Origin of the sequence: Actinoplanes sp. NPDC020271 (assembly GCF_044388125.1) — a bacterium.
GTDB lineage: Bacteria > Actinomycetota > Actinomycetes > Mycobacteriales > Micromonosporaceae > Actinoplanes.
The window spans coordinates 16,874-21,209 of the sequence record NZ_JBIRWQ010000028.1; the positions used below are offsets into that span (position 1 = coordinate 16,874).

The following is a 4,336-nucleotide window of genomic DNA, read 5'->3' on the forward strand; positions in this document are numbered from 1 at the left end:
TTCACTCCGTGTCGTTCGGGGTGTCGCCGAGGGCGAGTTTCACGAGGTCGTCGACGTCCATGTCGTCGAAGTCGCTCTCCGGCTCGGAGGTGGCGCCGACGGTGGCCGGGGCCAGGCGCAGCAGGCGGGACAGCAGGCCCGACTCGCGCAACCGCTCGACCGGGATCGCGGCCAGCGCGGCGCGGACCTCCGCGTCGGACAGGTCGGGCTGCGCGCCGGCCGGGGCGAACAGCTCACCGAGGTACGCGGCGAGCGCCTCGGCGTTCGGGTAGTCGAAGACCAGCGTCGGCGACAGCGGCAGGCCGGTCGCGGCCAGGAGCCGGTCGCGCAGCTGCACCGCGGTCAGCGAGTCGAACCCGAGCTCGGTGAACGCCCGCCCGGCCGGCACCGCGTTGCCGGAGGGGTGCCCGAGCACGGCGGCCACCTCGTCGCGCACCAGGCGCAGCAGCCGCCGGGCGCGCTCCGGCGGGTCCAGCTCACCGAGGTCGTGCGCGGCCTGCGCCGGCCGCTCCGGCGCCGCCGGGGTGAGCTCGGTGAACAGCGGACGGTGCCGGGCGGCCGAGAACACCGGCACGAACCGTTCCCAGTCCACGTCGGCGACCGTGACACAGACGTCACCGGCCCCGACCGCGACGCTCATCGCCTCCAGCGCGCGCTCGGGCGCCATCGGGGTCAGGCCGCGCCGGCGCAGCCGGTCCGCGACCTGCTCGCCGGCGGCCATGCCGGTCCGCGCCCACGGGCCCCACGCGATCGCCGTGCCCGGCCGGCCCGCGGCTCGCCGACGGGTGACGAGCGCGTCGAGGGCCGCGTTGGCGGCGGCGTACGCGCCCTGCTCGCCGCTGCCCCAGACCCCGGCGATCGAGGAGAAGACGATCAGCGGCACCTCGGGCAGCAGCTCGTCGAGGTGGACGGCGCCGTCGACCTTGCCGGCCGCGACCCGGCGCAGGTTGCCCGCGTCCTCGGCGGAGAGGGGAACGTCGTCGCTGACGCCGGCCGCGTGGATCACCGTGTCGACCGGGCCGACCTCGGTGAGCAGCGCCGCCACGGCGGCCCGGTCGGACAGGTCACAGGCGTGCACCTCGGTGTTCGGCAGGTCCGAGGCGCCGCCGCGGCGGGACACCAGGACGAGCCGGTCGGCGCCGTTGGCCGCGGCCCAGCGGGCGACCTCGGTGCCCAGTCCACCGGTGCCGCCGGTGATCAGCACGGTGCCGGCCGGCTTCCACGCGGCGGCGCCGGGCGGCACGGGCGCCGGGACCAGCCGCCGTGCGAGCAGGCCGTCCGGGCCGTTGGTGAGCTGGTCCTCGCCGCCACCGAGGACGCCGGGCTCGAAGTCACCGGACACGATGCCGCCCCAGCGCGCCGGGTGCTCCAGCGCGAACACGCGGGCCAGGCCCCAGGTGGCCGGGTCGTCGCTGACGATCCAGTGCGGAACCTCCAGGCCACGCTGGACGATGGCGAGCAGCTCGGCCGGGCTGCCGGCCGCGGCGACGACGCCGTCGAGCGCGCCGGTGGCCTCCCGGGTGACCTGGGCGCCGGCCGCGCGCATCGCCGCGACGAGGGTGTCGTCGCCGAGCACGAGCCAGGTCCCGGTCACCGCCGTGGCCGGGAGCGGGACCGGCTCCCAGCTGATCCGGTAGCGCCACGACTCGGTGCCCGGCCGCGCCGCGTCGAGCCAGAACCGGCGGCGGTGGAACGCGTACGTGGGCAGGTCCACCCGACGCCCACCGGGAATGACCGCGGACCAGTCGACCGGTGTGCCGGTCACGAACAGTGTCGCCAGGGCGGTCAGCGCGGTCCCGGCCTCGTCGCGGTCGCGGCGCAGCAGCGGGACGGCGTCCGGCACCAGCGCCGACAGCACGGCGTCCGGGCCCAGCTCGACGAACCGGTACCCGGCCAGCGGCGCCACCGCGTCGGCGAAGCGCACGGTCGCGCGCACGTGCGCCACCCAGTACTCCGGGTCCGACCAGCGGTCGTGGCCGGGCGCGAACGTCAGGCCGGCGACCACCGCGCGGAACTCGTCCAGCATCGGCTCCATCAGCCGCGAGTGGAAGGCGTGCGAGGTCCGCAGCCGGGTCGTCTTCCAGCCGTGCTCCTCGACCGGCGCGATCTCCGCCTGCGTCCCGGAGACCACGACGGCCGACGGCCCGTTCACCGCGGCGACGTCCACGCCCGGGAACGCCGCCCGGACCTCCTCCTCGGACCCCCGGACGGCAAGCATCACGCCGCCGGCCGGGAGTGCCTGCATGAGCCGGCCGCGCGCGGTGACCAGCCGGGCCGTGTCCGCCAGCGACAGCACACCGGCCACGTGGGCGGCGGCGATCTCGCCGATCGAGTGCCCGACCAGCGCGTCCGCCGTGACGCCCCAGGACGTTACCAGCGCGTGCAGGGCCACCTCGACCGCGAAGATCGCCGGCTGGGCGAACTCGGTCATCTCCAGCAGTGCCGGATCCTGCATCACCACGGCCAGCGGCTTGGTCAGATGCGCGTCCAGCGCCGCGGCGACCTCGGCGAACGCAGCCGCGTAGACCGGGAACGCGGCGGCCAGCCCAGCGCCCATGCCGGCCCGCTGCGCGCCCTGCCCGGTGAACAGGAAGGCGCGCTTGCCGCGAGCCGCAACCCCACGGACCGGCTCGGATGCGCGATCCAGGTACACCGCCCGATGGGGCAGCGCGGCCCGCCGCGTGGTCGTCCAGGCGGCGTCGGCCGGGTCCAGCTCCGGGTGCTCACCCAGGTGCCGCAGCAGCCGATCGGCCTGGCGGCGCACCGCGTCCTCGTCCGGCCCGCTGACCACCAGCGGCGCCGGTCGTCCGGGCAGCGGATCAGGAACGGTCACGACCGGCGCTTCCTCGATGATCACGTGCGCGTTCGTGCCGCTGATCCCGAACGACGAGATCCCGGCCCGGCGCGGGGTGTCACCCGCGGGCCAGGGCTGGGCGGTGGTCAGCAGCTCGACCCGGCCCGCGCTCCAGTCCACCGTGGGGGTCGGCCGGTCCACGTGCAGCGTCGGCGGCAGCAACTCGTGCCGCAGCGCCTGAACCATCTTGATGATGCCGGCCGCGCCGGCCGCCGACTGCGTGTGCCCGATGTTCGACTTGATCGAGCCGAGCCACAGGGGCACATCACGACCTTGCCCGTACGTGGCGAGCAGCGCCTGTGCCTCGATCGGGTCACCGAGGGTGGTGCCGGTGCCGTGCGCCTCGACCGCGTCCACGTCACCGGCGCCCAGCCCGGCGTCGGCGAGCGCCTGCCGGATGACGCGCTGCTGGGCCGGGCCGTTGGGGGCGGTCAGGCCGCTGGACGCGCCGTCCTGGTTGACGGCGGTACCGCGTACCAGAGCAAGAATTTGATGTTTGTTGCGCAGCGCGTCGGACAGCCTCTCGACCAGCAGCAGACCGGCGCCCTCGCCCCAGCCGGTGCCGTCGGCCGCCGCCGCGAACGACTTGCAGCGCCCGTCGGCGGCGAGCCCGCGCTGGCGGGAGAAGCCGATGAAGGTCTCCGGCGTCGCCATCACCGCCACCCCGCCGGCGAGCGCGAGGTCGCACTCCCCCGAGCGCAGCGCGCGGACCGCCAGGTGCAGCGCCACCAGCGACGACGAGCACGCGGTGTCGATGGTCAGCGCCGGTCCCTCCAGGCCCAGCGTGTAGGCGATGCGCCCGGAGGCGACGCTGCCGGAGTTGCCGGTGCCCAGGTACGCCTCGGCCTCGTCAGGCACGTCGAGACCCGGCCGCGCGGCGTAGTCGTGGTACATCATGCCGGTGTAGACGCCGGTGCGGCTGCCACGCAGGCCGAGCGGGTCCAGGCCGGCGCGCTCCAGGGCCTCCCAGGCGATCTCCAGCAGCAGGCGCTGCTGCGGGTCCATGGCCAGCGCCTCGCGGGGCGAGATGCCGAACAGCTCCGGGTCGAAGTCGGCGGCGTCGTAGAGGAAGCCGCCCTCCCGCGCGTACGAGGTCCCGGGATGGTCGGGGTCGGGGTGGTAGAGGTTCTCCACGTCCCAGCCCCGGTCGGCCGGGAAGAGGCCGATGCCGTCACGGCCCCGCGCGACCAGGTCCCACAGCTCGTCCGGTGTGGTCACGCCACCCGGGTACCGGCAGCCCATGCCGATGATCGCGATCGGTTCCGGGGTGCCGGACTCCACCTCGGCGAGCCGCTTGCGGGTCTGGTGCAGGTCGGCGGTCACCCGCTTCAGGTAGTCCCGGAGCTTCTGCTCACTCGACGACACGCGTCACCTCACTGCGGGGTTACGGGAGCGGCGCCGCGCGCACCGGCGGCACCGTCCCGGACGGTAGGAGCGGGCCGGTACCCCCTCAACCCCTACCGTTCCCTTACGGAGAACCGG

The 4,336-nt window shown here is 75.3% G+C and carries 1 pseudogene; it reads right to left on the reverse strand.

Features of this window, described 5'->3' with window-relative positions:
• Position 1: 1 nt before the first annotated feature.
• A pseudogene (locus ACH442_RS39210) lies at positions 2–4,213 on the reverse strand (type I polyketide synthase); the annotation flags it as partial.
• Between the last annotated feature and the right edge of the window lie 123 nt (positions 4,214–4,336).